This window comes from Mycobacterium sp. (genome assembly GCF_032159775.1).
GTDB lineage: Bacteria > Actinomycetota > Actinomycetes > Mycobacteriales > Mycobacteriaceae > Mycobacterium.
This window is the reverse complement of record NZ_JAVHWK010000067.1, coordinates 27,347-49,984: the sequence shown is the minus strand read 5'-3', so window position 1 is coordinate 49,984 and position 22,638 is coordinate 27,347. Positions and strand designations below refer to the sequence as shown.

Annotated in this window: 24 protein-coding genes; 15 read left to right on the top strand and 9 right to left on the bottom strand. The window is 66.5% G+C overall.

Annotation, left to right across the window (positions count from 1 at the left end):
* Both QOJ24_RS07275 and QOJ24_RS07270 read right to left on the bottom strand, forming a co-directional pair.
* On the bottom strand, positions 1-1,128 hold a 1,128-nt coding region (locus tag QOJ24_RS07275), incomplete at its 3' end, for a phytoene desaturase family protein (RefSeq protein ID WP_526260315.1).
* Entirely contained in the window at positions 1,128-1,376 is a 249-nt protein-coding gene (locus QOJ24_RS07270; RefSeq protein ID WP_526260310.1) for a DUF2630 family protein, read from the bottom strand. The genes QOJ24_RS07270 and QOJ24_RS07275, both read right to left, overlap by 1 nt.
* Positions 1,377-1,438: 62 nt before the next feature.
* On the opposite strand from QOJ24_RS07270, the gene QOJ24_RS07265 reads away from it, so the two are divergent.
* Positions 1,439-1,801 carry an FKBP-type peptidyl-prolyl cis-trans isomerase gene (locus QOJ24_RS07265; RefSeq protein WP_526260309.1) on the top strand — a complete coding sequence of 121 codons (363 nt, stop codon included), beginning with the start codon at positions 1,439-1,441 and terminating at the stop codon, positions 1,799-1,801.
* Between the two features lie 16 nt (positions 1,802-1,817).
* Here the strand turns inward: QOJ24_RS07265 and QOJ24_RS07260 are convergent, their stop codons facing one another.
* The 3 genes from QOJ24_RS07260 to QOJ24_RS07250 all read right to left on the bottom strand — a co-directional run bounded on the left by QOJ24_RS07260 (position 1,818) and on the right by QOJ24_RS07250 (position 4,131).
* Positions 1,818-3,158 (bottom strand): sensor histidine kinase, encoded by a 1,341-nt coding sequence (locus QOJ24_RS07260; RefSeq protein ID WP_526260308.1) that lies wholly within the window; start codon positions 3,156-3,158, stop codon positions 1,818-1,820.
* A gap of 4 nt (positions 3,159-3,162) precedes the next feature.
* Positions 3,163-3,873 carry a response regulator transcription factor gene (locus QOJ24_RS07255; RefSeq protein WP_526260307.1) on the bottom strand — a complete coding sequence of 237 codons (711 nt, stop codon included), beginning with the start codon at positions 3,871-3,873 and terminating at the stop codon, positions 3,163-3,165.
* A gap of 81 nt (positions 3,874-3,954) precedes the next feature.
* Positions 3,955-4,131 carry a hypothetical protein gene (locus QOJ24_RS07250; RefSeq protein WP_526260306.1) on the bottom strand — a complete coding sequence of 59 codons (177 nt, stop codon included), beginning with the start codon at positions 4,129-4,131 and terminating at the stop codon, positions 3,955-3,957.
* A gap of 186 nt (positions 4,132-4,317) precedes the next feature.
* Between QOJ24_RS07250 and QOJ24_RS07245 the strand changes: the two genes are divergently transcribed.
* From QOJ24_RS07245 to QOJ24_RS07230, 4 genes are all read left to right on the top strand, one after another.
* Positions 4,318-4,494, top strand: coding sequence for a hypothetical protein (locus tag QOJ24_RS07245; RefSeq protein WP_526260305.1), 177 nt, complete (start codon positions 4,318-4,320; stop codon positions 4,492-4,494).
* Positions 4,495-4,554: 60 nt separating this feature from the next.
* Positions 4,555-6,447 carry an ABC transporter ATP-binding protein gene (locus tag QOJ24_RS07240; protein ID WP_526260304.1) on the top strand — a complete coding sequence of 631 codons (1,893 nt, stop codon included), beginning with the start codon at positions 4,555-4,557 and terminating at the stop codon, positions 6,445-6,447.
* Positions 6,448-6,517: 70 nt separating this feature from the next.
* On the top strand, positions 6,518-8,446 hold the full coding sequence (locus QOJ24_RS07235) for an ABC transporter ATP-binding protein (protein ID WP_526260303.1): 1,929 nt from the start codon (positions 6,518-6,520) through the stop codon (positions 8,444-8,446).
* Positions 8,443-10,305, top strand: coding sequence for an ABC transporter ATP-binding protein (locus QOJ24_RS07230; RefSeq protein WP_526260302.1), 1,863 nt, complete (start codon positions 8,443-8,445; stop codon positions 10,303-10,305). The genes QOJ24_RS07235 and QOJ24_RS07230 overlap by 4 nt, the downstream gene beginning before the upstream one ends.
* A gap of 21 nt (positions 10,306-10,326) precedes the next feature.
* Here the strand turns inward: QOJ24_RS07230 and QOJ24_RS07225 are convergent, their stop codons facing one another.
* Both QOJ24_RS07225 and QOJ24_RS07220 read right to left on the bottom strand, forming a co-directional pair.
* Complete coding sequence (locus QOJ24_RS07225; RefSeq protein ID WP_526260301.1) at positions 10,327-11,703, bottom strand: NAD(P)-binding protein; 1,377 nt, start codon at positions 11,701-11,703, stop codon at positions 10,327-10,329.
* A gap of 35 nt (positions 11,704-11,738) precedes the next feature.
* Positions 11,739-12,887, bottom strand: a complete 1,149-nt coding sequence (locus tag QOJ24_RS07220) for an FAD-dependent oxidoreductase (protein WP_526260300.1) — start codon at positions 12,885-12,887, stop codon at positions 11,739-11,741.
* 102 nt (positions 12,888-12,989) lie between these two features.
* On the opposite strand from QOJ24_RS07220, the gene QOJ24_RS07215 reads away from it, so the two are divergent.
* From QOJ24_RS07215 to QOJ24_RS07200, 4 genes are read left to right on the top strand one after another with little or no spacing between them, the layout of a single operon-like run.
* A complete protein-coding gene (locus QOJ24_RS07215) occupies positions 12,990-13,526 on the top strand; it encodes a TetR/AcrR family transcriptional regulator (RefSeq protein WP_526260299.1) in 537 nt (178 codons plus the stop codon).
* Between the two features lie 18 nt (positions 13,527-13,544).
* Positions 13,545-13,853 (top strand): hypothetical protein, encoded by a 309-nt coding sequence (locus QOJ24_RS07210; RefSeq protein ID WP_526260298.1) that lies wholly within the window; start codon positions 13,545-13,547, stop codon positions 13,851-13,853.
* A gap of 50 nt (positions 13,854-13,903) precedes the next feature.
* Entirely contained in the window at positions 13,904-14,116 is a 213-nt protein-coding gene (locus QOJ24_RS07205; protein WP_526260297.1) for a DUF3072 domain-containing protein, read from the top strand.
* Positions 14,113-14,364, top strand: coding sequence for a hypothetical protein (locus tag QOJ24_RS07200; protein ID WP_526260296.1), 252 nt, complete (start codon positions 14,113-14,115; stop codon positions 14,362-14,364). The genes QOJ24_RS07205 and QOJ24_RS07200 overlap by 4 nt, the downstream gene beginning before the upstream one ends.
* Here the strand turns inward: QOJ24_RS07200 and QOJ24_RS07195 are convergent.
* The gene (locus tag QOJ24_RS07195) at positions 14,361-15,866 is read right to left on the bottom strand and encodes a carboxyl transferase domain-containing protein (RefSeq protein WP_526260295.1); all 1,506 of its coding nucleotides are present in this window, start codon (positions 15,864-15,866) and stop codon (positions 14,361-14,363) included. The two genes, QOJ24_RS07200 and QOJ24_RS07195, sit on opposite strands and share 4 nt — an antisense overlap.
* 25 nt (positions 15,867-15,891) lie before the next feature.
* Between QOJ24_RS07195 and QOJ24_RS07190 the strand changes: the two genes are divergently transcribed.
* The 6 genes from QOJ24_RS07190 (at position 15,892) to QOJ24_RS07165 (ending at position 20,974) form a co-directional block, all read left to right on the top strand.
* The gene (locus tag QOJ24_RS07190) at positions 15,892-16,626 is read left to right on the top strand and encodes an enoyl-CoA hydratase (RefSeq protein ID WP_526260294.1); all 735 of its coding nucleotides are present in this window, start codon (positions 15,892-15,894) and stop codon (positions 16,624-16,626) included.
* 6 nt (positions 16,627-16,632) lie between these two features.
* On the top strand, positions 16,633-17,760 hold the full coding sequence (locus tag QOJ24_RS07185; RefSeq protein WP_526260293.1) for an MBL fold metallo-hydrolase: 1,128 nt from the start codon (positions 16,633-16,635) through the stop codon (positions 17,758-17,760).
* Between the two features lie 18 nt (positions 17,761-17,778).
* Positions 17,779-19,377 (top strand): serine hydrolase domain-containing protein, encoded by a 1,599-nt coding sequence (locus QOJ24_RS07180; protein ID WP_526260292.1) that lies wholly within the window; start codon positions 17,779-17,781, stop codon positions 19,375-19,377.
* An 80-nt stretch (positions 19,378-19,457) separates the two neighbouring features.
* Positions 19,458-19,640 carry an Rv0909 family putative TA system antitoxin gene (locus QOJ24_RS07175; protein WP_526260291.1) on the top strand — a complete coding sequence of 61 codons (183 nt, stop codon included), beginning with the start codon at positions 19,458-19,460 and terminating at the stop codon, positions 19,638-19,640.
* 6 nt (positions 19,641-19,646) lie between these two features.
* The gene (locus QOJ24_RS07170; RefSeq protein WP_526260290.1) at positions 19,647-20,084 is read left to right on the top strand and encodes a type II toxin-antitoxin system Rv0910 family toxin; all 438 of its coding nucleotides are present in this window, start codon (positions 19,647-19,649) and stop codon (positions 20,082-20,084) included.
* A complete protein-coding gene (locus QOJ24_RS07165) occupies positions 20,081-20,974 on the top strand; it encodes an amidohydrolase family protein (protein WP_526260289.1) in 894 nt (297 codons plus the stop codon). Before QOJ24_RS07170 ends, QOJ24_RS07165 begins: the two co-directional genes overlap by 4 nt.
* On the opposite strand, the gene QOJ24_RS07160 is transcribed toward QOJ24_RS07165, so the two are convergent.
* Positions 20,964-22,634 carry an NAD-binding protein gene (locus QOJ24_RS07160; RefSeq protein WP_526260288.1) on the bottom strand — a complete coding sequence of 557 codons (1,671 nt, stop codon included), beginning with the start codon at positions 22,632-22,634 and terminating at the stop codon, positions 20,964-20,966. The two genes, QOJ24_RS07165 and QOJ24_RS07160, sit on opposite strands and share 11 nt — an antisense overlap.
* Positions 22,635-22,638 lie beyond the last annotated feature (4 nt).

Genomic DNA, 22,638 nt, shown 5'->3' with positions numbered 1-22,638 from the left:
ATCGGACAGAATGGTGGGATCGGTCAGCGAGTGACAGTAGATCTCGCACGGCAGCGGGTCCGGAATGGAGCCGCCGGCCGCGCGGTCGTAGGCGGCGTCGAGCTGGCTGTAGTTCTCGTTGATGTGGAAGGTACCCCCGAAAGCCTGTTCAGCCGTGACGGTTTCGTCGCGCAGCCGTGGCAGTCGCCGCAGCAGCAGGTTGACCTTGACCTGCGCTCCCGGAGCCGACGTCGGTCGCGGATCGCCGATCAGCTCGGCCAGCACCGTCGGCGTCACACCGGCGAGAATGTGGTCTGCCGCCACCCGATGCTGTTCGCCGTCGAGCTCGTAGCGCACCTCGCCGTCCGGGTCGATCGCGTAAACCTCTGCGGTGGTGGTTATTTCGGCACCAAAGCCGGCTGCGGCGGCGGCCAGTGCTCCGCTGACCGCTCCCATGCCGCCAATCGGGACGTCCCAATCGCCGGTTCCGCCGCCGAGCAGGTGGTAGAGGAAGCAGATGTTCTGCTCCAGCGATGGGTCATCGAGCCGTGCGAAGGTCCCGATCAACGCGTCGGTGGCCATCACGCCGCGGACCAGGTCGTTGCTCACCGTTTCGGTGATCGCGTGCCCGATTGGCCGATCGATCAGGGCCTGCCACGTTTCTTCGGCGTCAGGGTCGCCTCCGGAGAGAACAAGCTTGAATGCGTCGTCTCGCGTCAACAGTGGCGAAGTCATCGTCAGCCACAGCCGGGAGGTGACGACTCGGGCGCGCTGGTAGAACTCCGCGAAGGGTCCGGCATCGCTCTGTGCGCCGACGGCTGCGAACGTGGGGTTCGGTCCGATCAGAAGGCCGGTCTCACCCCCGGTCGCCGGGTCGGGTGTGTAGGAGGAGTACCGGCGCCGCGCCAGCCGTACCCGCACGCCGAGATCGTCGATGATGCGCTTCGGCAGCAGACTCACCAGATATGAGTAGCGGGAGAGGCGGGCATCGATTCCCTCGAAGGCATGTGCGGATACCGCCGCACCGCCGACATGATCGAGCTTCTCGAGGATCCGCACCCGTCGGCCGGCACGGGCCAGATAGCCGGCGGCCACCAGAGCGTTGTGCCCACCGCCGACGATCACGACGTCGGTCTGCGGATCGATGATCAACCGAGGTAGCCTTCGACCTCGTCCGGCGGGCGCAGCTGGGCCTCACGTGGGTCGCCGCCGGTCTCCCGCAGTGCCCGACGCTGCCGCAGCAGGTCCCAGCACTGGTCCAGCTCGACTTCTAGCGCGCGCAGCCGCGCATGTTCCTCTTCCGGGCTGATCTCGTGGTTTTGCAGGCGGGCGCGAAGTTCGCGCTCCTCTTCGACGAGGTCGTGGATATGGGCCAGGGGGTTGTTGTCAGATGCCACGCCTCCAGTGTGCCCGTTGAGGCGATCGGACTTAACGCGATTGGCGCGTAACGTAGCCCTCCGTGGCGACGAAACCCGAGGTGGAATTTCCCGATGGTCCAGCACCGACAGAGTTGGTCATCGACGATGTGGTGGTCGGCGACGGCGCAGAGGCGGTGCCGGGCGGGACGGTGACTGTGCACTATGTCGGCGTCGAGTTCGACACCGGTGAAGAGTTCGACAGCTCCTGGAATCGCGGTGAGTCCATCGAATTCCCGCTGCGGGGACTGATCCAGGGTTGGCAGGACGGCATCCCAGGCATGCGGGTGGGCGGACGCCGCCGACTCGTCATCCCACCCCAGCAGGCATACGGAGCTGCCGGTGGCGGTCACCGATTGTCCGGCAAGACCTTGATTTTCGTCATCGACCTCTTGGATGTTCGCTAACTAAGCGGCGGCGAACTCAGCGCGGCCCCGGCAGCCGCAACAACAGCCGCACGCCACCCAACGGGCTGGAGTGCAACGTCGCTGTGCCACTGTGCAATTCGGCCTGCTGGGCAACCAGCGCCAGGCCAAGCCCCGAGCCGGAGACCGATGCCGTCGACCCGCGGGCGAAGCGTTCGAACACGACGTCGCGTTCGTCTTCGGGGATGCCGACACCGTCGTCGTCGATGGCGATCTCCACGCCCGCCCGGGAACTGACGGCCGACAGCTGGACCCGACTCGCACCGCCGTGTTTGACCGCGTTGGCGATCGCGTTGTCCACTGCCAACCGGAGGCCGGCGGGCAGGCCGACGATGATCACGGTCGGCGCGGGCACCAGCGAAACGTCCAGGTCGGGATAGACGCGCATCGCGTCGTGTGCGGCGCGGTCGAGCAACTCGGTGATGTCGACCGGGACGTGGTCGTCGGAGGTCGACAATTCGCCCTGCGCAAGGCGTTCCAGCGCGCCGAGGGTTTCCTCGACGCGCGACTGGGTCCGGATGACGTCGTTGATGACTTCCTTGCGTTGTTCGTCGGGAAGGTCCAGGGTGGCCAGCACCTCGAGGTTGGTGCGCATCGCGGTCAGCGGGGTGCGAAGCTCGTGCGCCGAGACCGCCGAGAAGTCGCGCGCCGACGCCAGCGCCGCCTTGGTGTTGCCCTGCTCGGTCCAGATGCGTTGCAGCATGCCCTTGACCGCCTCGGCAATCTCGACCGCTTCGGAGGCGCCGCGCACCTCCACGTCTGGTGCTTCATCGCCTGCGTCGATCTGGCGAGTCTGCTGGGCCAGACGTTTCAGCGGCCGGACCGCGAACGCGGCGAGCAGCCACCCGGCGAACGTGGCGGCGCCGATGGCGAACAGACAGATGATCAGGACGCGGCGATGCAGGTTGTTCGTGTCGGCGATGGTGGCGTCATAGGTGGCTCCGACGGCGACCGCCATCGGCTCGGGGATACGGATGTCGACGGTGCGGACTCGGTAGCGCACGCCGTCGACGTAGGTATCCGCGTAGCCGGCGGGCATCTGCGGAAGGACGACGTTCGAGTTCGACGTGACCTGGTCACCGTTGCGGACGGTGATGACGGCGTCCTGGTCGTTGGGCGATTTCGGGATCTCGTCGAGCCCACGCGGCAGGAACGGAATCGCGAAACCGGCCGCTTCGTCGAGCCTGCGGTCGAGGCGCTCCTTGCGGTCGTTGGTGATGCCGACCCAGACGACCGTTCCCACGATGCCGACGACGATCGCAGCGGCGATGGCTGTCGCAAACGCTACGCGCGTGCGCAGCGAAGGTGTTCGGGTGAAGAACCGGGACAGCGGGGCCATCTGATCACTGCTGACGCAGTACGAACCCCACGCCGCGGACCGTGTGCAGAAGCCGCGGCGCACCGCCGGCCTCCAACTTCCGACGAAGGTAGCCGATGAACACGTCAACCACGTTGGTGTCGGCGGCGAAGTCATAGCCCCAGACCAGTTCCAACAGCTGGGCCCGGGACAGCACGGCAGTCTTGTGTTCGGCGAGCACGGCGAGCAGATCGAACTCGCGCTTGGTCAGGTCGACGTCGACGCCGTTGACGCGGGCACGGCGGCCGGGGATGTCGACCTCGAGTGGACCGACGGAGATGGTCTCCGACGAGAACGTCGCGGTGGCGCCCCTCCGCCGAAGCAGCGCCTTCACCCGCGCCACCAATTCGGCCAGCACGAACGGCTTGACCAGGTAGTCGTCGGCGCCCGCCTCCAGCCCAGCGACCCGGTCGTCGACGGAGCTGCGGGCCGACAGCACACAGACCGGCACGTCGTTGTCCATGGCCCGCAGTGCGGTGACGACGCTGACGCCGTCGAGTATCGGCATGTTGATGTCCAGCACGATGGCATCGGGCCTGGTCTCGGTGGCACTTCGTAGTGCTTCGGCGCCGTCCTTGGCTGTCGAAACATCGAAACCGGACAGCCGCAGGCCGCGTTCCAGCGACGCGAGCACGTCGTCGTCGTCGTCGACCACGAGCACCCGGGGCGGAACTGCGGCACTGTCCATGTCCGCCATCTTGCCTGATCGGCCACTGTGAATGGGATAGGCGCGAGAGGCCCTTGCTATCACCTTTGCTGCGGTCCCATCACCGCGACGTCACGGCTTGGCTCCGATCGGGTGAATACCGACGCGTTCAGCCACCACCGCAGCCACCTCCGCAGCCGCCGCCGCATCCACCGCCGCCCCCACAGCCACTGCCATCAGATCCGCCACCCGCACCGCACCCGGCGCCACAGTTTCCCGCAGCGAGGCCGCCGGCCGCGGTCGCTCCACCCGCAGACGCCCCCTTGGCAAGCTTCCCGGACGCCCACTTGCGACGGCGGTGCCGTTCGCGGAACCAGTTCATGACAACGATCGCCGTGATACCGGCCACGAGAAAGGCGGCGACAAGGCCCCCAGTTCCTGCATCACCACCCCGAAGGCGGCGCCCCGGAGAACGCCCGTGCTGCCGCCGACCCGATGCACGAGCAACTTCGCCGGACGGTCATCGCGTGGTCGATGGTCGCGCGCCCCGGCGAGCGATGCGTCCTGTGGGACCTGGACAAGCATGTCGACGTGGAGCAGCCGTGGCGGATCGACACGGCCTGGGTCGCCGACATCGAGGCGGACCTCGCCCAGGTGGATCAGCGGGTTTAGCTTTTCGACCGCTCGGGAAGTCGTTGACCTCATCCATTGTTGAGGTTTTACGGTGACTCTATGAGCTTTGAATCAGTAGCGCGGCAATCCCTGTACCGGCAGGCGCACGCCAAGGGCGGCGACCTGCGGTCGCTGGTCGATCGCAGGCTGCTTGGCCGGATCTGGCGCTTCGCGGCACGCCACCACCGCAGGCTCGGCGTGTTCGTCGCGGTCAGCGTGGTCAGTGCATTGCTCGGGCTGGCCACCCCATTGCTGGCGGGCAGGGTCGTCGACGAAATCGGCAAGGGCGCGCTGGGCGTCGTTGTGGCGTTGGCCGCGGTGATCGCCGCGGTCGCAGTGGCCGAAGCAGGGGTGTCCCTGGTGTCCCGGTGGCTGTCGTCGACCATCGGCGAGGGGCTGATACTCGACCTGCGCACCGCGGTCTTCGATCACGTGCAGCGGATGCCGATCGCGTTCTTCACCCGTACCCGCACCGGCGCCCTTGTCAGCAGAATCGGCAACGACGTGAACGGCGCGCAGCGCGCCTTCTCGGACACCTTCTCGGGCGTCATCACCAACATCGTCACGCTGAGTTTGACGCTGGTGGTCATGCTCCGGATCTCGTGGCAGGTGACGGTGCTCTCCCTGGTGTTGATGCCGCTGTTCCTGCTGCCGGCCCGGCGGATAGGACGGACCATGGCGCGGCTGTCCCGCGAGGCCGCCATCCACAACGCGACGATGAACACCCAGATGATCGAACGCTTTTCGGCCCCGGGCGCGACCTTGGTCAAGCTCTTCGGCAGCCCGGCGACCGAATCGCGCGAGTTCGAGGTGCGGGCCGGGCGCGTCCGTGAGATCGGGGTGCGCACCGCGATGCTGCAGTCGGTGTTCATGAACTCGCTGACGCTGATGTCCGCGCTCGCACTGGCGCTTGTGTACGGGCTCGGAGGCGTGCTGGCCATCGGCGGCCACCTGCAGACGGGCGCGATCGTCGCGTTGGCGCTGCTCCTCACCCGGCTGTACTCGCCGTTGACGGCGCTGGCCAACGCGCATGTCGAAATCGCCACCGCGCTGGTCAGCTTCGAGCGCGTCTTCGAGGTCCTCGACCTCGTACCGCTGATCCAGGAGAAGCCTGAGGCCGTGCCGGTGCCTGACGGGCCTGTGTCGGTGCAGTTCGTCGACGTGCGGTTCTCCTACCCGTCGGCGGACAAGGTTTCGCTGGCCTCCCTCGAAGATGTCGCGGTCTTGGATGACCGAGGGGGAGACGAAGTGCTGCACGGTATTTCGTTCGCCGCCGAGCCGGGCGAGATGGTGGCGCTGGTTGGCTCCTCGGGGGCGGGGAAGTCGACGATCGCCTCGTTGATGGCCCGGCTCTACGACGTCGATTCCGGAGCGGTGCGGCTCAACGGTGCCGACGTGCGTAACGTGACGTTCGCGTCGTTGAAGGAGACGGTCGGCATGGTGACCCAGGACGGTCACCTGTTCCATGAATCGATCGCATCGAATCTGCGGTTGGCGGCGCCGGAAGCGACCGACGAGGAGCTCTGGGAGGCGCTGGGACGGGCGCGGCTCGCCGATGTCGTCGGCGAGATGCCCGACGGTCTGGAGACCGTCGTCGGCGAGCGCGGCTACCGGCTGTCCGGCGGCCAACGCCAGCGACTGACCATCGCACGCCTGCTGCTCGGGCGGTCCCGCGTCGTGGTGCTCGACGAGGCCACCGCGTCGCTGGACTCCCAGTCGGAGGCGGCCGTGCAGCAGGCGCTCGGCGAGGCGCTGGCGGGGCGGACCTCCATCGTGATCGCCCACCGTCTGTCCACGGTGCGCGCGGCCGACACGATCCTCGTCGTCGAGGACGGCCGCATCGTCGAACGCGGAAACCACGAGGCGCTGCTCGCCCGTGGCGGCCGCTACGCCGAGCTGTATGAGACCCAGTTCGGCAAGCAGGCGGACGCCGAGGATGTCGTAGCCGCGTGACAGTCTTCAGACCACCCGTTAATGAGTTGCCGCTTGGCGGATAATTGGAATTACTTTGACTGAACTGAACGTGGATACGCCGCGGGGCCCCCCGGCGATCGGACCACCACCCGCCACGCCGCGCACCGGATCGGATCTGTGGCGGCTGCTGCCCTACATCTTTCCCTATCGGGTGCGCTGGACCGCCATGCTCACCGTGGCGATCGTCAGCCTGGTGGCCACCGTCTCGATCCCGTTGATGACCAAGGCCGTCATCGACGGCCCGGTGCGACATCAGGATCAGCGTGGGCTGTGGGTCCTCGGGCTCGCCGCGATCGGCGTCGGCTTCACCGAGGCCGTGCTGTGGTTCCTGCGGCGCTGGCTGATGTCGCGCGCCACGATGGGCGTCGAGGCGGATATCCGCAAGGACCTGTACGCGCGTCTGCAGATCCTTCCGATGTCGTTCCACGGACGCTGGCAGTCGGGGCAGCTGCTGTCGCGAATCATGAACGACCTGAGCTCGATTCGCCGTTTCATGTCTTTCGGCATGGTCTTCCTGCTGCTCAACACTCTGCAGATCATCGTGGTCACCGGCATCCTGCTGGCGATGTACTGGCCGCTGGGTGTCGTCGTGGTGGTGTCGATCGTGCCCGTCACCTTGACGGTGCTGCACTTCCAGCGGGAGAACACTCGTCTGTCGCGGCTCGCGCAGGACCAGTCCGGCCATGTCGCCACCCACGTCGAGGAGTCCGCGCTCGGCGTCCGGGTGATCAAGTCCTTCGGCCGCGAGCGCTACGCCTACGACAGGTTCGACCGGCAGCTCACCGATCTCTACGACACCCAGGTGCGCCGTGTGTCCGTATCGGCGAAGTTCTGGACGCTTCTGGAAGTCATCCCGAACCTGACGCTGATCATCGTGCTCGGTCTCGGCGCTTACGCCGCGGGCCACCAGTACGTCACCATGGGCACGCTGGTCGCCTTCATCACCATGATGCTGTCGCTGGTCTGGCCCATCGCATCGCTTGGCTTCCTGCTGTCGATGATGCAGGAGTCGTTCACCGCCGCGAACCGGATCGCCGAGATCTTCGATGCGCCAAAGGAAATCGCCGACGGCCCATCCGCCGAGACACCGCAGGGTGGTCGGCTCGAGCTCGACGACGTCGGCTTTCGGTTCCCGGACGCAGCCGACGATGACTGGGCGCTGCGGCACGTCGATCTGGTCGTCGAACCCGGCGAGACGGTCGCCCTCGTCGGCTCGACGGGGTCGGGCAAATCGGTGCTCGCCGCACTGTTGTCGCGCCTGTACGACGTCACCGAGGGCGCGATCCGCATCGACGGCCGCGACATTCGCGAGCTGTCGTTGTCGGCGCTGCGGCAGACGATCGCCACCGCGTTCGAGGATCCGACGCTGTTCTCGATGTCGGTCGCCGAAAACCTCCGGCTGGGCAGGCCGTACGCAACCGCCGACGAGCTCGCACAGGCGGTCGATGTCGCCGCCGCACAATTCGTCTACGATCTGCCGTTCGGCCTCGACACCCGGATCGGCGAACAGGGAATGAGCCTGTCCGGCGGTCAACGACAGCGGCTTTCGCTGGCCCGCGCGATCCTGGCCACACCGAAGATCTTGGTGCTCGACGACACGCTCTCCGCGCTCGACGTGCACACCGAGGCCGTCGTCGAGGAGGCGCTGCGCCGGGTGCTGCACGCGGTCACCGGCATCGTGGTCGCGCACCGCGCATCGACGGTACTGCTCGCCGACCGGGTCGCCCTGCTCGACCACGGCACCATCACCCACGTCGGAACGCATGCCCAACTGCTGGCCAGCGTGCCGCAATATCGCTATCTGTTGGCCGCCGACGACGAATGTGACGACGCCGAACGTAGCTGCACGTGGCAGGAGGACGAAGACCGCAAACGGATGCTGCAGGACCGCGAGGAGCAGGACGCCTTGAACAGGTCGCGCGGACCCTTCGACAGAGATGGCCGTCGGTTCGTGACCACGGAGGCCGAGGGCCGATGACGGCGACAGACAACCGCCCTGTCGAAGAGGTGACCGACGAAACGGAAGGATGGCGCGGCCGTTTCGAAGGAGGACAGGTCGATGAGCTTCCGCCCGACGAGCAACGGCCGCGCAGACGGGAGGCGCGGGCGCTGCTCGGGTCTCTGCTGAGGCCGTACCGGAAGATCGTCGCCCTGCTGGCCATCGTCGTCGTCGTGGAAAACGTTGCCCGCCTTTCGGTTCCGATCCTCGTGCAGCGCGGTATCGACCACGGGATCCCGCCGATCCTGGACGGCGGTTCATCGCGTGCGCTGCTGGTTATCGTGGGCGCGCTCTGCGGAGTCGTGTTGGTCCAGGCGGTCAGCCGGATGTTCTTCCTGCACCGCTCAGGCCGAATCGGTCAGAAGGTACTACTCGAACTGCGGCGCCGGGTGTTTCGTCACTTCCAGCGGCTCGACATCGCATTCCACGAGCGCTACACGTCGGGCCGGGTCGTGAGCCGGTCCACCAACGACGTCGACGCGATCGAGGAGATGCTGGAGACCGGCTTCGACAGCCTGATCACCGCGGTGCTCACCCTCGTCGGCACCTCGATTCTGCTTGTGGTGCTCGACGTGCGACTCGGGCTGATGTGTCTGGCCGCGTTTCCGATACTCGTCGGTCTGGTGTGGTGGTTCAGCAGCGAGTCCGCGAAGACCTACCGCGAGGTCCGCGAGAGCGCCGCGCTGGTGATCGTGCAGTTCGTCGAGACGATGACGGGCATCAAGGCCGTCCAGGCTTACCGGCGGGAACCCCGCAATCAGGAGATCTTCGAAGGGCTGGCCGACCGGTACCGCGACATCAACGAGAAGACGATGAAGCTGCTGGCCGTCTTCATGCCCGGGGTCAAGCTGGTCGGCAACCTGACCACCGGCGTGGTGCTGCTCTACGGCGGCTACCGGGTGTTGCACGGCCAGATGACGATCGGCACCCTCACCGCGTTCCTTCTGTATCTGCGCATGTTCTTCGAACCGATGCAGGAGATCTCGCAGTTCTTCAACACCTTTCAGTCGGCGACGTCCGCACTGGAGAAGCTGGCGGGCGTGCTGGCTGAGCGCCCGGGCATCAAGGATCCGGCGAACCCGGTGAAGCTGACGTCGGTGCGCGGCGATGTCGCGTTCGACGACGTGCACTTCTCGTATGTGCCCGACCGCCCGGTGCTTCCGGATCTGAACCTGACCGTTCCGGCGGGGCAGACAGTTGCGCTCGTCGGTACCACCGGTGCGGGCAAGACGACCATCGCCAAACTCATCGCACGGTTCTACGATCCGAAGTCTGGTTCGGTGACCCTCGACGGCGTCGACCTTCGCGACGTGTCCCAGAGCGAGCTGCGTCGCCACGTGGTGATGGTCACGCAGGAGAACTTCATGTTCGACGGGACCGTCGCCGACAACATCCGGTTCGGCCGCCCCGATGCGACCGACGACGAGGTGCGCGCGGCGGCCGAGGCCGTTGGCGCTGACCGGTTCATCGGCGCGCTACCGGAGGGCTACGACACCGACGTCGCCAAGCGCGGTGGCCGGCTGTCTGCGGGTCAACGTCAGCTTGTCGCGTTCGCCAGGGCCTTCCTGGCCGATCCCGCGGTACTGATTCTCGACGAGGCGACATCGTCACTGGACATTCCGAGCGAGCGGATGGTGCAGCGGGCGCTGGAGACGGTATTGTCCGATCGCACCGCTCTTGTTATCGCGCACCGGCTTTCGACTGTCGAGGTCGCCGACCGGGTGCTGGTGCTCGAGCACGGCCGCATCGTCGAGGACGGCCCGCCGGATGAACTGATCCACCGCAGCGACGGTCGGTATGCGGCCCTGCACCAGGCGTGGGTCCAGTCCCTGGCCTGACGGCTGGACAGAAGTCGGATCTCAACGCTCGAGCAGCTTCTCGAGCTTGTCGTTGGTGTTGCGGAGCTGAGACCGCATGACGCCGATGATCTTCTCCCTCGCCCGTGGGCTGACCGTCGCCCTCGCATGGCTGAGGATGTTGAGCCGAGCGGAGTCCAGCCAGGCCATCATGTCGGGTTCGTCGAACCATCGAATCTGATTCCCGTTGTACGTCAGCATCATTCGCAGCCAGTCCAGTGGTACCTCGGGGTTGGGAATCGGTCGACACAAGGCGTTTCTGGTGTCGTCGTCACCGTAGGCCACTTCGACGTGCGCGATGAGCGCCGCGCTGAAGACCGGCTGACAGGTGCGCACGGTCTGCAGGGTGATGCGATCGCCTGCGAACACGTCGGTCACGTCGCCGCGGCCGAGACCGACTGCGGTGCAGTCGATGTAGAGCACCGAGTCCGCGGGCTGCAGCCAGCCTCCGTCGAGCGCCACACGGCCCGGTTCGATGGCCTTCACGTGTCCCATTCGCACCACGTTGTCGATCCGGCGCAGCTGCTCGAGTTCGGCATCCGACACGATCGCGCAGCGATACATCTGCGGTTCGATCGAGTCGTCGATCCGCATCAGGGATCCGGCGGCAGAGAGCCTGGCGAACAGGTCGTCGACGGATTCGGCTTGTTGCACCGACTTCAGTTGCGCCGACACGTCGGCCAGCACCCGCTTGGCGAACTGTGCACCGGGTTGGACGTTGGCGCGGTTCAGCAGCCAGGAGTCGCGGGGCTTGATCCACGTCAGCCGCTCCGGGCCGACGCCGTGACGGAGCAGCCACAGGCAGGTGTCCATGGCCGTCTTGCCCGCGCCGACCACGACGTAGCTGTCGCGAGACGGAAAGGCGGGCAGGTCATTCGGCGGTACACAGTCGACGCCGGGTGCGACGTCGTACGGCGGAGGCCGCATCGACGGCACGGTGATGCCCACGAATGTCGTGTCGACGATCCGCCGGCGTGCGGCGACCAGAATGTCGTCCCCTCCGGACGTGCGGAACCGGCCGTCGCCGAGGTACTCGCTCATCGGGAAATACGAGACACGCCCCGTCGATAAAAGCTGTTGCTGCATGACCGCGCCGAAATAGGAGCAGACCTCCGCGCCCGCGGCCAACTCGTAGAAGCCCTTGTTCAATCCGGTGGCGTCGATGGTGTCGTTGCCGAGCGGCCGCGAATTCACGCCGTAGTAGGCCGACGGCTGGTGCAGCCGCACGAAGGGGTAGGCGGTGGTCCAGTGTCCGCCCGGCCGATGGTTGCGGTCCACGACAACGACGGTCGCGGACGTCTCGCTGACGAGGGTGTCGACGAACGCCATCGCGGTCGCGCCCGCTCCGATGACCAGGTAGTCGGCCTCGATAGTCCCCACGGTGTCCTCCCGTGGAGATGCTATCGGTGCCCGGCTCAGCGGTAGACGAGCCCGCTCAGCCGCCAGGCCAGCGCGCGGTTCGCCGCGGGGATCCGACCGACGACGCTGAACGCGACGTTGCGCAGCGGGCGCAGGATGCGAGGCAGTGTCGCCAGCCGTGTCATGCGGTCGGTGATGGACACGACTGAGCGCGCGATCGGGCGCCGCGCGGCGCTGTACTCGTCGAGCAACGAGTCGGGACCACCGGCCAGCACCGCGGCAAGGGCTTCGCTCAGGGCGACGGCGTCCTGGAGGCCGAGGTTCATGCCCTGTCCGCCTGCCGGACTGTGCACGTGCGCCGCATCGCCTGCCAGTAGCAGCCGTCCGGCGCGGAACGAGTCGGCGACGCGATGGTGGATACGGAAGCGAGAGCCCCAGATGACCTCCGTGACGGTGATGTGACCCTTGCCGGTACCCCGGGTGTCCAGGATGTCTTGAACGTATGCCGCAGAAGGGGTTTCGGGTGCGTCAGCAACGGGGGCGACGATGCGGAAGATGTCCCCGGGCAGGGGCGCCACGACCGTCAGGCCCGCGGTCGCCCAGTACAGGATCACCTCGTCGGCCGGTACGTCACCGGCGAGACGTACGTCGGCGAGGATGAACGACTCCTCGTACGCGCCGCCCTCGAACCCGATGCCTGCCTGCTCACGCACCGTGCTGTGCAGACCGTCGGCCCCGACCACGTACCGCGCCCGGATGACGCCGCCGTCATCGAACGTGGCGGTGACGCCGTCGGCGTCCTGATCGATTGCGGTGAGTACCTTCGGCCGGACGACGGAGCCGCCCAGTTCGACCAGCCGGTCGAGGAGCACCCGCTCGGTCGTCGACTGCGGCACCATCAACGAGTACGCGTATTCGGTCGGCAACGAGCCGAAGTCGATCGGGATGAGGGTGCGCGCGCCGTCGCGGATGCTGAACCGGGGTGCCTCGATGCCTTCCTTGACCAACCGCCGCGACACGTCGAGGCCTTCGAGCACCTCGAGGCTGCGGGCGTTGACGACCGCGGCGCGCGACGTGTTCGCCCCCGCGGCCTGCCGATCGACGACGATGGTTGCGACACCCCGCTGGACCAGCGACGCGGCCAGGGTGAGCCCGCTGGGGCCCGCCCCTACGACCAGGACCTCGGTGTCATATGTGCTGTTCATGATCCTTTTCCTCTCTCCAGCGTGTCTATGCCAACGCTTGTTGGCATAACTATGTTCCGTCGACGGGAGAAAGTCAACAGATGTTGGCATACACTTGTTGGCATGCGTAGATCCGCGGCCGAAACGAAGGCGGTGATCCTGGCCGCCGCCCGCGAGCGATTCGCCGAATCCGGCTTCGAACGAGCCACCATCAGGGCCATCGCCGCAGACGCCAACATCGACCCGTCGATGGTGATGCGCTACTTCGGCAACAAGGACCAACTGTTCGCGGCCGCGGCGGACTTCGATCTGGCGATCCCGGATCTTTCCGGAGTCGACAACGATCAGGTGGGAGCGCGCCTGGTGAAGCACTTCGTGGACCGGTGGGAGCGCGACGAAATCATGGTCGTGCTGCTGCGGTCGAGCACAACCAATGCCGATGCGGCTCAGCGGATGCAGGCCATCTTCGCGACGCAACTACTGCCGGTGATTGCGGAAGCCAACTCCAAGGAGCCACTACGCAGGGCCGGGTTGGTCGCGACGCAGATGCTGGGGCTGGCGCTGTGCCGCTATGTGCTGAAGCTGCCACCCGTCGTCGAGATGTCGCGCGAGGAGGTCGTGTCGTGGCTCGGGCCGACCGTGCAGCGCTACATCGACTGATGAACCACAATGACCAGGGTGTCCGCCGCTGTGGTCGCGCGCCGCACCGCCGCCGTTCTCGCCGCGAGTTCAGCGGGCCTGCACGCGGTCATGCTCCGTCACGCCGGTAACGCCGCGTTCGCCGTGTTGATCGCGGTCATGGTCGCCGTGCACCTGCCGATGTCCGGAGCGCATCACGTCACGCACGTGGATGTGAATGCAGTTGTGCCGCAATCGGTGGTCATGACCGTGGCGACCCTGTTGTCGATGATCGAGGTGCTGATCGCCGTCGGGGTCCTCTGCTATCGCACCCGTGGCAACGCGAGAGCGGTCGGCAGGCCGGAATAGTCCCCGGTGACCGTGGCTTAAAGCGGTGCTCGAGTGGGCATAAGACCGGCATGAGTGAGGACGCGGGCGCACCGCAAGGAAATCCTGAGAAGGACAGGTCGGATTGGGTCACCGGCGACGAGCCGATGACCGGTCCGCAACGCAGTTACTTGAGCACGCTCGCGCAGGAAGCCGGCGAAGAAGTCCCGGACGACCTGACCAAGGCGCAGGCGTCCGAGCTGATCGACCGTCTGCAACAACAGACCGGGAGGGGCAAATCATGACGATCTCGCCCGACAATGTGCGGCAACTTCTCGAGGACGAAAGCCCTGACGCAGTCCTCGTGCTGATCGAGGGCAGAGCCGAGGTCATCTCGCAAGGTGAATCTGACTCCGACGCGTATCGGGGAGCGCTGCAGGTGGTTTCGCGAGACGATCTCCTACAGCGGATCGGCGGCGCGGACCTGTCAGACCGGCTGATAGAGGAGCAGGCGGCGATTCTGGACACGACCGTCTCCGAACTCGGCGGCTAAGACGGAGGTAGGCCGATGCGGCGGTAGCGGGCCAGCCGCGCGTTCAAGCGCTCCCCGTCGGGGATCGCCCGTAGCCGGTGCAGCTCGTAGGCGATGGTGGCCGACAGCCGCTTTGTGAACTCGACCGGTTCGTCGGCGGCATCCTGGTGTTCGGGCACCACGACGTCGACGATCCCGTCACGCAGCAGGTCGACCGACCGAATTCCCTGTGCAGCAGCAAGTTCCGGGGCATGGTCGACATCCCGGTAGACAATCGCGCTGGCACCTTCCGGCGGCAATGGCGCAAGCCAACCGTGCAACGCCGCAAGCACCCGGTCCGCGGGCACCATCGCAAGCGCAGGTCCGCCGCTGCCCTGCCCAAGCAACACCGACACCGTCGGCGTATCCACGGTGACGAGCTCGGCCAGACACCGCGCGATCTCGCCGGCCAAACCACCCTGCTCCGCCTCGGCCGACAGCGCCGGTCCGGCCGTGTCGATCACCAGCACCAGCGGCAGCTTCAACCCGGCAGCCAGCCCCATGCCGCGACGCGCCTCCCGTAGCGCGATGGGCCCGACCGAACCCTCCTCTCCTCCTCGCGTGCGGGGCCCGCCGACGACGCGCTTCTGACCGAGCACGATCGCGGGTTGGCCCCCGAACCGGGCCAGCGCAAGCAGCGTCGTGGCGCCCTCGCCGAAATCGGTCCCTGACAGAAGCGCCCAGTCGGTTGCGCCGTCGCGCAGCAGCTGGGCGACACCCGGCCGGTCCGGCCGCCGCGAGGCCTCCACCGACTCCCAGGCAGGCACATCGGGCAACGGCTCCGGCGGCGGTGCGGGAGGAGGTGCCTCGGGCGCGTCGGCGACGACTCTCATGGCGCGGTCCAGCACGCTGCGCAGGCGGCCGAGCGGGATGACGGCGTCGATGACACCGTGGCGTTGTAGGTTCTCCGCGGTCTGGATACCCGGCGGGAATGGCTCGCCGTACAGATGCTCGTAGACGCGCGGACCGAGAAACCCGATCAGCGCGCCGGGCTCTGCGACGGTGATGTGCCCCAGCGACCCCCACGACGCGAACACTCCGCCGGTGGTGGGGTGCCGCAGGTAGACGAGGTAGGGCAGGTGCGCACGCTTGTGCAGCTCGACGGCCGCGGCGATCTTCACCATCTGCAGAAAAGCAACCGTGCCTTCCTGCATGCGGGTGCCGCCCGAGCTCGGTGACGCCAGCAACGGCAAACGCTCGGCGGTTGCCCGCTGGACGGCCACGGTGATCCGCTCGGCCGCCGCCACCCCGATCGAGCCGGCGAGGAAGTCGAATTCGCACGCCACCACCGCGACCCGCCGGCCGAACACTCGGCCCTCTCCGGTGATAACCGACTCATCCAGGCCGGTCGCGGCCTCCGCCGCCGCCAGCTCGCTGCGATATTCGTCACTCATCGCCACCGGCACGGGCGCCGCGTCCCAGCTGATGAAGGATTCCTCGTCCAGCACGGCGTCCCGCAGCTCAAGGGCACCGATACGGCTCACAGGACGACCCTAATAGGGTGGAGGAATGATTGGTGTGACCCGCGACGGCCACGTGATGACCCTGGAGATGCAACGCGCCGAGCGCCGCAACGCCCTGAACGGCGAACTCGTCGACGGGCTGCGCGAAGCGGTCGAGAAGGCTGCCGCCGAGGATGTCCGAGCAATCGTGCTTACCGGCGAGGGCCACGTTTTCAGCTCGGGTGCCGACCTCACCGACGCCGCGGGCGTCGCCGAGGAACTGCCCGACAAGGCCAAGGCGCTGAATCTCGCGATCGACCAGGCGCCGGTACCGGTCATCGGCGCGATCAACGGACCGACGATCGGGGCCGGGGTCATCCTGTCGTTGATCTGCGATCTGCGCGTTGTCGCACCCGAGGCGTACTTTCAGTTCCCCGTCGCGAAATACGGTTTGGCGCTGGACAATTGGAGTATCCGACGGTTGACCTCACTCGTCGGAGCCGGGCGGGCCAGGGGAATGCTGTTCGGCGCCGAGCGGCTCACGTCCGACGTCGCGCTGCAGACCGGGCTGGCCAACCGGATCGGAACATTGGCGGATGCGCAGGCCTGGGCCGCCGAGATCGCCGGTTTCGCTCCGCTGGCGCTGCAACACGCCAAGCGGGTCCTCAACGACGACGGCGCCTACGAGGATCCGCGGCCCGAGCATCAGCAGATGTTCGACAAAGCCTGGGCCAGCCAGGACGTCATCGAAGCGCAGGTCGCCCGCATCGAGAAACGGCCGCCGAACTTCAAGGGAGCCTGACCGCACATGTTGGGCGCCGCGCTGCGATTCGCCGTCGGGACGGCCACCGTCGCGGCAAGCGGCTGGGTGCTGCGGGCGCTGCAGGGCTCTCCGAGGGCCGTCGGTGCGCGGCCCGATGAAATCTGGCCGGTCGCCCGGCGATCGCCCAACTATCGGGACGGCGTGTTCGTCAACGTCGAGCCTGCCGCGACGATGAACCTCGACAGTGAGCAGCGCAGCCTGCTCATCCGGGAACTGATCGGCTCGCGGGACGCCAGGCGGCCGCCCACACCGATCCCGCTGGCAGTGCAGGCAAAGGTGGACACCGCGTCGCTGGACCTCGCGGCGAGTTGGTACGGGCACTCTTCGGCGCTGATCGAGGTCGACGGCTACCGGGTGCTGACCGATCCGATATGGAGCAGGCGCTGCTCGCCGTCGCAGGCGGTCGGCCCCGAGCGGATGCACGAGGCGCCGGTGCCGCTGGAGGCGCTGCCCGCATTGGATGCGGTGCTCATCAGCCACGACCATTACGACCACCTGGACATGGACACGATCGTCGGGTTGGCACACAGCCAGCGTGCGCCGTTCGTGGTGCCACTGGGAGTTGGTGCGCACCTGCGCAAGTGGCGAATTCCCGACAGCCGCATCGTCGAGCTCGACTGGCACGAGAGCCATCGAATCGGTGATCTGACGCTGGTGTGCACCCCGGCCCGGCACTTCTCCGGACGGCTGCTCACTCGCAACACGACGCTGTGGGCGTCCTGGGTGATCATCGGTCCGCGCCACCGCGCGTTCTTCGGCGGTGACACCGGCTACACGAAGAGTTTCGCCGAGATCGGCATGGATCACGGGCCATTCGATCTCTCGGTGCTACCGGTCGGTGCCTACCACCCGGCGTGGCCGGACATCCACATGAACCCCGAAGAAGCCGTGCGGGCCCACCTCGACATCGCCGAAGCCGGTAAGGGACTTCTGCTGCCGATCCACTGGGCGACGTTCCGGCTTGCGCCGCACCCCTGGGCCGAGCCCATCGAGCGGCTGCTTGCCGCAGCCGATCCGGCGGGCGTCGAGGTGGTGGTGCCGCGCCCGGGCGAGCGGGTCGATCCCATGGCGCCCAACGCGCCATCGACATTCAACCCGTGGTGGCGGCGATAACCGGCTAGCGTACTGGCTGTGATCAGAGCCAGCACCGCATGTGCCTCGTTCGTCGCCATCGCGGCGGTGGTAGCGCTGCTCGCCGCCTGCGATTCCGGACCCGCCGAACAGGCCAACCCGTCGGCGCAAAGGACCGAGCCGACTCTCTCGGAAGTTCCGCCGCCGTTGGTACCCGCCATGCCGTTGCCGGACAACGCGATCGAGAATGCGGTTGCCAAGATCGACGGCCTCGCCGATGATCTGATGAAGAAGTCGGGCATCCCGGGAATGGCCGTCGCTGTGGTACACGGCGGAAAAGCCGTCTACGCCAAGGGCTTCGGGGTCAAGGACATCAAGACGGGTGACAAGGTCGACTCCGACACGGTGTTTCAGCTGGCGTCGCTGTCCAAGTCGATCTCCTCGACCGTGGCGGCTCAGCAAGTGGGCGCCAACGCGATCGGCTGGGATACGCCAATAGCGTCGAGGCTGCCGTGGTTCGCGCTGTCGGATCCCACCACCACCAAGATGGTCACCGTCGGCGACATGTTCTCGCACCGCTCCGGGTTGCCCGACCACGCAGGCGATGAAGTCGAGGACCTCGGTTACGACCGCCGCTACGTGCTCGATCGGCTGCGCGATCAGCCGCTCGACCCCTTCCGAATCTCCTACGCCTACACAAACTTCGGCTTGACATCGGGAGCCGAAGCGGTCGCTGTCAACGCGCGCAAGCCCTGGGAGGACCTCGCCGATGACGTCTTACTGAAGCCGCTCGGTATGACCTCCACGAGCTATCGCTTCTCCGACTTCGAAGCACGGAAGAACCGCGCGCTCGGCCACATCCATATAGACGGCAAATACGAAACGCTCTACGTGCGCGATCCGCAACCGCAGTCCCCGGCGGGTGGCGTGAGCTCGTCGGTCAACGACCTGACGCACTGGCTGGCGCTGATGCTGGCCGACGGCAGCTACGGGGGTAAGCAGATCGTCGACGCGAAAGCCCTGCTGCCCGCGCTGACTCCGCAGATTGTGTCGAGCCCGCCGAGCGAGCCCGCGATGCGCAGCGGTTTCTACGGCTTCGGCTTCAACGTCGGCACCACATCGGCGGCGCGAACGCAGCTGAGCCACTCAGGTGCGTTCGAACTCGGCGCCGGAACCAACTTCGTCATCATCCCGTCGGCCGACGTCGCGATCGTCGCCCTGACCAATGCCACCCCGTCCGGTGTGCCGGAGGCGCTCACTGCGCAGTTCGCCGACCTGGTGCAGTTCGGCGAGGTCCGGGAGGACTGGTACACGCTGTACAACAACGCTTTCAAGCAGATGGAGGAGCCGGTCGGCTCGCTCGTCGGCAAGAAGCCACCGGCGAATCCCGCTCCGTCCGAGCCGCGCGCGTCGTACGTCGGCACCTACAACAACGACTACTGGGGTCCGGCACGGGTCAGCGAGAAGGACGGCAATCTGCACCTCGACTTGGGCACGAAATTGAGTGTCCCGCTGATGAATTGGGACGGAAACGTCTTCACCTACGAATGGGTCAGCGAGAACTCACCGCCGGGATCGGTCGGAAAGGCGACGTTCGACGGTAACAAGCTGACACTCGAGTACTACGACGACATCGGCAAGGGGACATTCACCCGATGACGACCGTCGGCGCTGGCCGTCGGCGTCGTCGGGGCTGTCCGTCCTCGCGCGTGCATTCGACGGCGCTGTAGGGTGACCCCATGGGATTTCTAGACAAGGTCAAGGGCGTCGTATCGAAGAACGCCGACAAGGTCGAAACCGCCATCGACAAAGCCGGCGACGTCGTCGACCAGAAAACTCAGGGCAAGTACACCAGCCAGGTCAACAAGGTGCAGGACGCCGCGAAGAAGGCCGTCGACAAGACGGATCCGCAAACACCCTGACGGCACATGGCGAAACTTTCTGTCTCCGTTGACGTTCCCCTACCACCGGAAAAGGCGTGGGAATGCGCCTCCGATCTGTCGCGCTACAAGGAATGGCTGACCATCCACCGGGTGTGGCGTAGCAAGTTGCCCGAGACGCTGGAAAAGGGCACGGTCGTCGAGTCGATCCTCGAGGTGAAGGGCATGCCGAACCGGATCAAGTGGACCATCGTCCACTTCAAGCCGCCCGAGGCGATGACGCTCAACGGTGAAGGTGTCGGCGGCGTCAAGGTGAAGCTGATCGGAAAGGTCAAGCCTGCGGGTGACGGATCGACGGTCACGTTCGACGTCCATCTCGGTGGTCCCGCCCTCTTCGGTCCGATCGGGATGGTGGTCGCCGCGGCGCTCAAGGGCGATATCCGCGAGTCGCTGAACAGGTTCAAGAGCACGTTCGCCCCGGCATGACGGGCGGCCAAAAGTACGACTACGGCATTGATTTCGCTGCCATCGACGCGATCGACATCCACGCTCACATCGAGGCGGACGACCACGGCCACCACGCATACGACGACGAGCTGATTGCGGCCACCAAGCAGTACTTCAAGCTGACCTCGGAGCCGACCACCGTCGACGCCGTGGCCGAGTACTACCGGCAGCGCAACACGGCCGCTGTCGTGTTCACCATCGACGCGCAAACCGTGTCCGGGCATCCGCCCAACTCCGTCGAGAATCTGATCGAGGGCGCCGCGCGCAACAACGACGCGCTGATCCCGTTCGGCACCGTCGACCCACTGACCGGCGAGCAGGCCGTACACGGTGTGCACAGGCAGGTGGAGCTGGGCGTGAAGGGCTTCAAGTTCCACCCCAGCCTGCAGGGCTTCCAACCCAACGACCGCGCCTACTACCCGATTTACTCCGCGATCGCCGATGCCGGCGTGCCCGCGCTGTTCCACACCGGCCAGACCGGCATCGGATCGGGACTGCCCGGCGGCCACGGTGTCAAGCTGCGGTATTCAGATCCGATGCTGCTCGACGACGTCGCCGCCGACTTCCCGCAGCTGACGATCGTGATGGCGCACCCCGCCGTGCCGTGGGTCGACGCGCAGATTGCGATCGCCACACACAAGGCGAATGTGTATGTCGACCTGTCGGGCTGGTCGCCGAAGTACTTCCCGCCGCAGCTGGTCCGCGCGGCCAACCGGGCGCTGAGCACCAAGGTTCTGTTCGGCACCGACTACCCCTACATCGAGGTGGACCGCTGGCGGCGCGACTTCGAGACGCTGGACATGAAGCCCGAGGTACTGCCGCTCATCTTCAAGGAGAACGCGCTGCGGGTACTCGGGGTCACGTCCTAGCGCCTTGTACCTGTCCCTTGCCCAAGGTGTCCAGCAGTTCGCGATAGGGACCCACCAGGTATGCGGTGTCTCCGGCGATCAGCTTCGTGTCGCGTCGCGGGTGCAGCCGAACGGGCGTGCCGGGTCGAGCAATGGCGATCACGCGGGTCTGGGTCGACAGGTCCGCCATCTTCGTGCCGTCCAGGTCGCTGCTCAGCTGCACATCGACACCTCCCACCATGAATGAGCGCTGCCCCACCGAGAAAGTGCCGAGCACCTGCAGGCCGAGCGCAGCCCCGATGAACCACGGTGCGGCGAGATCGACTGTGGAACGGACCTTTTCGAAGCCAAAGCGCTGAGCCACGGCTGCCCCGAGGGTACGGTCGTAAACCCGCAGAACGACGGGCACGTCACGGTCGCCCAGCATCTCGTGCAACACGATGCCGGTTTCGATGTTGACGATGTCGTCCTGGGTCAGCACCGCGACAGCGCGGGCCTGGTGGATGCGGGCCGATTCCAGCGTCTCGCGAAGCGTCGAGTCACCGAAGATCACCGGCACATTCAGTTGCGCGGCCGTCGACAGGAAGCGGTTGTCGTCGTTGCGTTCGATCACCGCCACGTCGTACCCGGCGCTCACCAGGTCGCTGACGACTCGGATGCCGAACGATCCAAGGCCGACGACGATGATGTGGTCGCGTAGATGGCGCACCCGCCGGCGACCCGACGAGTACGACAGCCGTCGTGACAGCAGCACATCGGCCACGAAGGCGACGAGTATCGCTGTCGTGGTCACACCCGCGAACATCAGCAGAATGCCGAACAGCCGCAGCCACGTCGGTTGCTCGATGAAACTGAAGTCGCCGTATCCGACGGTGGCAATCGTCTCGGTCGAGAAGTACAGCGCGTCGATCCAGCTCATCCCCGGCGGCCGTTGGTAGGTGAATCGAAGCAGCACCGTCGCGCAGATCAGCAGCGTTGTCGATGCCGCCAGTGCGCGGTAGAACATCGGATTCAGATCCTCGCGGAATGCCCGGGCCGCGTCGATCGCTCGGCGAACCGCCGAACGATGCAGCCGAGTGGTGGCGAACGGCTTCGCGATCGCAATGCCTTGTGCGGCGAGCTCGTCGGCGGTGCCGATCATCGCGGTCCAGTCACCCTGGTGAACACGCAGATCGCGGCCGGGACAGGCCACCACGTCCCCCGGGTTGCGCGACTTGTCGCCGTGGATCACCGCGACCGGCGCGAGATCGCCGTATATGTCCCGCAGTGTGCCGTCGCGCGGCACGACCGCCCCGGAGATGACGAAGTCGACGCCTGCGGCCGAAATGGTGTGGGTGGTGCGGGCCAGGCACGCCTCGACGACCGATGGCGCTGCGAGATCGGCGACGTCCAGGATTGCGCCGGCTCCGTTGTCCTCCGCTACTGCGGTTCGAAGGACGCTGTTGGCGAGTCGGGCCACCACGCGCACGGTCGGATTGGCCTGCCGGGCCAACAGCGCTATCTCGAGGTTCAGGTCGTCGTCATCGTCGGCGCAGATCACCGCCTGCGCGTCGGCCACGCCGGCGGCGGCCAAGTCGTCAGGCGACTGCACGGAGGCGACGCGCGCTCCGGCGTTGTTCAATTCGTCGACGATCCGGATCCCCAGCGCGTCGTCGCCGCAGACGATGAAGTGGCCCACCATGCGA